The following is a 6,213-nucleotide window of genomic DNA, read 5'->3' on the forward strand; positions in this document are numbered from 1 at the left end:
CAAAGCCCGATGCAAAACGGAAAATCGAAAGGGAACAACCAACTGGACGTGGGTCTATCAGGCCTCGGCTCCGAACTCTACGTAACCAAGGGGACATTTTTGCTGCACAGTTAAGGGGACATATTGCCTAAGTATAAACAACAGGGGTTTGCCGAGTTGACCGGTACGAAGGTACGGGGTACACTGCTGGCAACGAGGGTACCATGGAACCACTGCCGCGCCGCCAACAACTGATTCTCGATTTTCTCCGCGAGCACCAGCAGCGCCACGGCGCGCCGCCGACCTTCCGCGAAATCGCCGCGCATTTCGGCCTGACGATATCCACCGTACAGGAAGCGGTCGCCGCGCTCGAACGCAAGGGGCGGTTGGAACGGACGCCCGGCAAGGCCCGCGGCCTGCGCTTGGCCGAAGCCGCCGCGTTCGCCTCGCGCACCATTCCCATCCTCGGCCTGACCACCGCCGGCCAGCCGGCCCTGGCCATCGAGCACATTGAGGGCCACCTGGTCGTCGACGCCGCGCTCTTCCCCGAAACCGAGGTCTTCGCGCTGCGCGTCAGCGGCGAAAGCATGATCGACGCGGGGATCCGCGACGGCGATTACGCCATCGTCCGGCGGCAGAACGAGGTCGCGAGCGGCGAAATCGCGCTGGTGCTGGTCGACCGCGAGGACGCGACCATCAAGAAATTTTATCGCCATCAAAGCCAGGTCGAGTTGCGCCCCGCCAACCCCGAAATGCCTTCCCTGCGCCTGCGCGCCGACCGGGTGCGCATCCAGGGCAAGGTGATCGGCCTTTACCGCCGGATCGACTGACCCCGGCCGCCGTTACTGGTTATTTTCATATTTATGCCCTACGCCCAAAATCCGCGAAAGCCTTGACTAATCGACCCGCCGCCACCATGGTACTTCAGGACGGCATGGGGTAAGCGACATGCAAGAGCAACCGAGCGGCCTGCGGCCGCACATCATCCTGCTGGGCCGGCGGAACGTCGGCAAATCCTCGCTGGTCAACGCCCTGACCGAACAACCGCTGGCGCTGGTGTCCGAGGTGCCGGGCACGACGACCGATCCGGTGCGCAAGGGATTCGAACTGCTGCCGTTCGGCCCGGTGGTGTTCGTCGACACCGGCGGCATCGACGACACGGGCGAGCTGGGCGAGTTGCGCGTGAAGCGCACGATGCGTGAACTGGTGGCGGCCGATTTCGTGGTGCTGGTCGCCGAGGCGGGGCAATGGACCGATTACGAGGCCCGGTTGCACGCAGAGTTGTCGCGGCGGCGCACCGATTTTCTGGTCGCGGTCAACAAGACCGACCAGGCCCCGGACTGGCGCGCGCCGGTCGACGCCTGGTACGTCAGCGCCCGGGACGGCCACAACGTCCGCGAGCTGCGGGTCGCGCTGGCCGACCGGTTGCAGCAGGCCATTCGGCCGAACTTTTCGCTGCTCGGCGATCTGATCCGCGGCGGCGATCTGGTCGTGCTGGTGGTGCCGATCGACCTCGAAGCCCCGCGCGGCCGGTTGATCCTGCCCCAGGTCATCGCCATCCGCGACATCCTCGACAACGACGCGGCGGCGCTGATCGTCAAGGAACGCGAACTTTACGCCACGCTGCAGGGCATCGGCCGCCGGCCCGCGCTGGTGGTCTGCGACAGCCAGGTGATCCTTAAGGTGGCGGCCGACGTGCCGCCGGAAATTCCCTTGACGACGTTTTCGATTCTCTTCGCCCGCCTGAAGGGCGATCTGCCGGCCCTGGCGCGCGGCGCGGCGGCGATCGACCGGCTGCGCGACGGCGATAAGGTGCTGATCGCGGAGTCGTGCTCGCATCACCCGGTCGGCGACGACATCGGGCGCGTCAAGATTCCGCGCTGGATCCGCCAGTACACCGGGCACGACCTGGTGTTCGACAACGTGCAGGGCATCCACTACCCGGACAACCTGGCCGACTACAAGCTGGTGGTGCATTGCGGCGCCTGCATGAACACCCAGCGCGTCATGCAAAACCGCATCGCCCTGGCCGCCGAGGCGGGCGTGCCGATCACCAACTACGGCGTGGCGATTTCCTTCGTGCAGGGCGTGCTGCCGCGCGTGCTGGCGCCCTTCGGCGGTCTGGAGAGCCTGTTGTGACGACCGAGCGGGAACGGATCGCCGCTCGGCTGGCCGACGAGGGCCAAACGGCGGCGCTTTGCGCCGAGGCGGACGCGATCCGGCGGCGCGAATTCGGCGCGGTCGTCCACCTGCGGGCGATCGTCGAGTTCTCGAACCACTGCCGCGGTTCCTGCCTCTATTGCGGCATCAACCGCGACCACCGCGAACTGTCGCGTTATCGCCTCGCCTGGCCCGAAGTGTTGGCGGCGGCCCGGCGCGCGGCGGCGCGCGGCCTGCGAACGATCGTGCTGCAATCGGGCGAAGATCCCGAACTCGACCGCGCCGGACTGGCGCGCACCGTCTCGGCCATCAAGGCGGAACTAGGCGCGGCCGTCACCCTCTCATGCGGCGAGTGGCCCCGCGAAACGTACCGCCGCTGGCGCGAGGCCGGCGCCGACCGCTACCTGCTGAAGCTGGAAACGGCCGACGAGGAGCTTTACCGGCGGATGCACCCGGGCATGAGCCAGGCGAACCGGCGGCGCTGCCTCGACGACCTGTTCGATCTGGGTTACGAAGTGGGCAGCGGCTGCCTGGTGGGGCTGCCCGGCCAGACCGCGGCTTCGCTGGCGCTGGACATTCTCGATTTCGCCGCGCGGCCGTACGATATGGTGGCGGTCGGCCCGCTGATTCCGGCCAACGGCACCGCGCTGGCCGAACTGCCCAAACCGCCGGCGGATCTGGCGCTACGGATGGTCGCGCTGACTCGGCTCTACGCGCCGCGCGCCCACATTCCGGCGACGACGGCGCTTTGCGCGCTGGACCCCGAGGCGCGGCGGCGGGCGCTGACGGCCGGCGCCAACGTGGTGATGATCAACTTCACCCCGCCGGAAGCGGCGCCGCGCTACGGAATTTACCAACGGGCCGCTTGCGGCTCGACCGACAATTGCCTGGACTGCATGACCCGGACCTTCGCCGAACTCGGCCTGACCGTGGCCGACGACGCGGGTTCCGGCGTTCGCAGCCGGGCGGGAGCGACCGATGCCGCGCACGGAACATGATCTGCTCGGGGACATCGCGGTTCCCGACGAGGCGCTCTGGGGCGCGCATACCCAGCGGGCCCTGGCGAATTTTGCCCCGACCGGTCGGCGCCTGCCGCGCGGTCTGATCCGCGCTTTCGCACTGGTAAAAAAAGCGGCGGCGCTGGTCAACGGCGAGCTGGGCTTCCTGCCCGGCGAGGTCGCCGCGGCGCTGGCCGCGGCGGGCGACGAACTGGCGGCGGGCGATCTGGACGGGCAAATCGTGGTCGATCCGCTGGCGGGCGGCGCAGGCACCTCGCTGAACATGAACGTCAACGAAGTGCTCGCCAACCGCGCCGGCGAACTGCTGGGCGAACCGCGCGGCGCCTACCGGCGCGTCCACCCGCTCGATACGGTCAATCTGCACCAATCCACCAACGACGTTTTTCCGACCGCCGTCCGGCTGGCGGCGCTGTGGGGACTGGCCGACCTGGAAGCCGCGATCGTCGAGTTGCAGGTCGCCCTGCAAGACAAGGAGCGCGAGTTCGCCGACGTGGTCATGGTGGGGCGGACGCAACTGCAGGACGCGGTGCCGCTGACGGCCGGGCAGCTCTTCGGGGCCTGGGCGGAAGCCTGCGCGCGCGATCGCTGGCGGATTTTCAAATGCCTGGAGCGGCTCAAGGTGGTCAACCTCGGCGGCACGGCCATCGGCACCGGCATCGGCGCGCCGCGCCGCTACATCTTCCGGGTGATCGAAAAACTGCGCGAATTGTCCAACCTGCCGCTGTCGCGGGCCGAAAATCCGGTCGAGGCGACCACGAATCAGGATACGACGGTGGAAGCCGACGGCATTCTGACCGCGCTGGCCGCGAACCTGCTCAAAATCGCCACCGACCTGCGGTTGCTGTCATCGTCGCCGGTCGCCGAATTGCGCCTGCCGCCGGTGCAGGCCGGCTCGTCGATCATGCCCGGCAAGGTCAACCCGGTGATCCCCGAATACGCCGCGCAGCTCGCCCTCGAGGCGATCGCGGGGCACGAGGCGCTCACCGCCGCCGTCGCCGCGGGCAACCTGCAATTGTCGCAGTATTTTCCGCTGGCGGCCTGGCATTTGCTTGATCACCTGCATCTGCTTAATATTGCGGTGGCCGCGCTGGCTCAAAAGTGCGTCCGCGGCATTGCCGTCGACGAGACCCGTTGCCGGGCGAACCTCGACGGGTCGCTGGCGATCGCCGCCGCCCTGGTGCCGGTGATCGGCTACGAGAAGGCGCAGGCGGCCGTCCGTCTGGCGCAAGAAAAACAGTTACCATTGCGGGAAGCCTTGTCGGTCCTGGGCGTCGCCGCCGCGGACATCGACGAGGCACTCTCGCCGGCCAAGTTGCGGCGCCTGGGCAACCGGGAATAGCAACGGCCGCCCGGCGACCGGATTCGCATCGAGGGAGAGACATCATGCCCGAGACTTTCATCCATCCCGAGGAAATTGAAGGCTTGCTCGCCGGTAATCGCCGGCCCGACCGCCGGCAAATTGAAGAAATCCTGGCGCACGCCCGCGAGGCCAAGGGCCTCAATCCGCCGGAAGTGGCCGCGCTGTTGAACCTCGAGGATCCCGACCTCTGGCAGGAAGTGTTTCGCCTGGCGAAGGAACTCAAACTCGAAATCTATGGCCGCCGCATCGTGCTGTTCGCGCCCTTCTACGTCTCGAACCATTGCGCCAACGATTGCGCCTACTGCGGCTTCCGCTGTTCGAACACGGCTTCCGAACGGCGGGCCCTGACGGTGGACGAGGTTCGGCGCGAGGTCGAACTGCTGGAACGGACGGGCCACAAACGCCTCCTGATGGTCTATGGCGAGCACCCGAAGTACGGCGTGAAGTACATGGCCGAAACGATCGCCGCCGCTTACGCGACGCGCACCAGCGATCCGTGCGGCGAAATCCGGCGCATCAATATCAACGCCGCGCCGCTGGACGTTCCGGATTACCGCGTGCTCAAGGACCTGGCGATCGGCACCTACCAGGTATTTCAGGAAACCTATCACCCCGGGCGCTACGCCGAGTTGCACCCGGCGCGGACGCGCAAGGGCGATTACGCCTACCGCCTCTACGCCCTGCACCGCGCGCAGGAAGCGGGCCTCGACGACGTGGCGGTCGGCGCGCTGTTCGGCCTCTACGATTGGAAATTCGAGGTGCTCGGCATCCTCTATCACGCGCTGGACATGGAAAAATCCCTCGGCGTCGGCCCGCACACGGTTTCGTTTCCACGCCTGCAACCGGCGATCAACACGCCGCTCTACCACGAAACGCCGTACCTGGTTTCGGACGACGACTTCCGCAAGCTGGTCGCGATCGTGCGCCTGATGGTGCCGTATACCGGCATGATCCTCACCGCCCGCGAAAAGCCCGAGCTGCGGCACGAGATGTATTCGCTGGGCGTGTCGCAGATCGACGGCGGGACGCGCATTGGCATCGGCGGCTACAGCGAAAAGGAAAAAGAGAACATCCCCGAGCGGCAGCAGTTCACCATCTACGACACCCGCTCGCTAGACGACGTGATCCGCGAACTGATCGAGCTGGACTACATCCCGTCGTTCTGCACCGCCTGCTACCGGTCGCACCGCACCGGCGAGGCGTTCATGAACCTGGCCAAGCACGGCCACGCGAAGGACACCTGCCAACCCAACGCCATCCTGACGCTCAAGGAATTTTTGCTCGATTACGCCTCGCCCGAGACCCGCCGCGTCGGCGACGCCCTGCTGGCGCGGGAAATCGAACGGCTCGACGCGCGCGATCACGAGCGCGTCAGCCGTCAGGTGAAGGAAATCGAGGCCGGCAAGAGGGATTTGTATTTCTAGTCGGGGCGTCCCGATATAGCCACCCGGCCCCTGAGAAAACCATTTAGCCGTCGCGAAGGGTGCGATTCATTCCGGGGTGCCATGGTCATCGATCCGTCCAGATCGATGGCCATGCCGAGCGGATTTGGAAGGGGTAGTGTCAACAATCTTTCGCACTTTGGGTTAGGATCCTCTTTCGGTTGAGGGTTCCCAGCCGGTCGCCTTCCCCCGAGGGGGAAGGCGAAGCCCGGTCAGGCTACGCTTTCCCGTTCGCGGTCCGCGTCGCGGAGCC

Annotated in this window: 4 protein-coding genes and 1 pseudogene; all 5 read left to right on the top strand. The window is 66.5% G+C overall.

What is annotated here, in order from left to right; translation table 11 throughout:
* Positions 1-203 precede the first annotated feature (203 nt).
* The 5 genes and pseudogenes from lexA (at position 204) to hydG (ending at position 5,942) form a co-directional block, all read left to right on the top strand.
* Positions 204-809, top strand: a pseudogene (lexA, locus tag GX444_09310) (transcriptional repressor LexA).
* A 118-nt stretch (positions 810-927) separates the two neighbouring features.
* Entirely contained in the window at positions 928-2,118 is a 1,191-nt protein-coding gene (gene hydF / locus GX444_09315) for a [FeFe] hydrogenase H-cluster maturation GTPase HydF (protein ID NLH48789.1), read from the top strand.
* Entirely contained in the window at positions 2,115-3,137 is a 1,023-nt protein-coding gene (hydE, locus tag GX444_09320) for a [FeFe] hydrogenase H-cluster radical SAM maturase HydE (protein NLH48790.1), read from the top strand. The genes hydF and hydE overlap by 4 nt, the downstream gene beginning before the upstream one ends.
* Positions 3,118-4,497, top strand: a complete 1,380-nt coding sequence (locus GX444_09325; protein NLH48791.1) for an aspartate ammonia-lyase — start codon at positions 3,118-3,120, stop codon at positions 4,495-4,497. Before hydE ends, GX444_09325 begins: the two co-directional genes overlap by 20 nt.
* Positions 4,498-4,541: 44 nt before the next feature.
* A complete protein-coding gene (gene hydG, locus GX444_09330; GenBank protein NLH48792.1) occupies positions 4,542-5,942 on the top strand; it encodes a [FeFe] hydrogenase H-cluster radical SAM maturase HydG in 1,401 nt (466 codons plus the stop codon).
* The last annotated feature ends 271 nt before the right edge of the window (positions 5,943-6,213 follow it).

This window comes from Myxococcales bacterium (assembly GCA_012517325.1).
Lineage (GTDB): Bacteria > Lernaellota > Lernaellaia > Lernaellales > Lernaellaceae > JAAYVF01.

Bases quoted from the DNA above. Each gene is read 5' to 3' on its own strand.
- GX444_09325 (NLH48791.1), top strand. From the start codon at position 3,118: ATGCCGCGCACGGAACATGATCTGCTCGGGGACATCGCGGTTCCCGAC.
- hydF (NLH48789.1), top strand. From the start codon at position 928: ATGCAAGAGCAACCGAGCGGCCTGCGGCCGCACATCATCCTGCTGGGC.
- hydG (NLH48792.1), top strand. From the start codon at position 4,542: ATGCCCGAGACTTTCATCCATCCCGAGGAAATTGAAGGCTTGCTCGCC.